At 58.9% G+C, this 720-nt stretch carries 1 pseudogene; it reads left to right on the top strand.

Annotated features, from left to right (window positions below):
- Window positions 1–715: pseudogene (locus XH80_RS02895) on the top strand (NAD(P)/FAD-dependent oxidoreductase); the annotation flags it as partial.
- Window positions 716–720: the final 5 nt, after the last annotated feature.

The following is a 720-nucleotide window of genomic DNA, read 5'->3' as shown; positions in this document are numbered from 1 at the left end:
CTCGACGACACACATCGTGCGCTCGGATTCGCTGATGGCATCCATCGCGGACCTCTATTCAGAGCGCGCGGTCCGCGGTGGCATGACGACAGCCAAGGCCGATCTGATCTTCGCCTCGCTGCCCTACAAGATCCTGCATCAGTTGCAGAAGCCGGTTTATGACAAGATCCGCCAGGATGACGCCGATTTTTATGCAGGGTTGACGAGAGCCGGTTTCCGGCTCGACTTCGGCGACGACGATTCCGGTTTGTTCATGAAGTACCTGCGTCGCGGCTCGGGCTATTACATCGACGTTGGCGCCTCGCAGCTCATCATCGACGGAAAGGTCAAGCTGGTCGCAGGCCAGGTCGAGGAAATCACGCCCAGCGGTGTCAAACTCGACAACGGAAGGGAGCTGCCTGCCGATGTGATCGTCTATGCTACCGGCTACAGTTCAATGAACGGCTTTGTCGCCGACCTGATCAGCCGGGAAATGGCCGACAGGGTCGGCAAGGTCTGGGGACTAGGCTCGAATACGACCAAGGATCCCGGCCCATGGGAAGGCGAGCAGCGCAACATGTGGAAGCCGACACAACAGGAAGGGCTATGGTTCCACGGCGGCAATCTGCACCAGTCGCGTCACTACTCGCAGTTCCTGTCCCTACAGTTGAAAGCTCGCTATGAGGGCATCCCGACCCCCGTCTATGGCCTGCAAGCCGTCCATCACAAGGCATAAGGCTT

The organism is Bradyrhizobium sp. CCBAU 45384 (assembly GCF_028128665.1).
GTDB lineage: Bacteria > Pseudomonadota > Alphaproteobacteria > Rhizobiales > Xanthobacteraceae > Bradyrhizobium > Bradyrhizobium manausense.
Note: the sequence above shows the minus strand (reverse complement) of the source record. Positions and strands in the feature narration are given on the sequence as shown.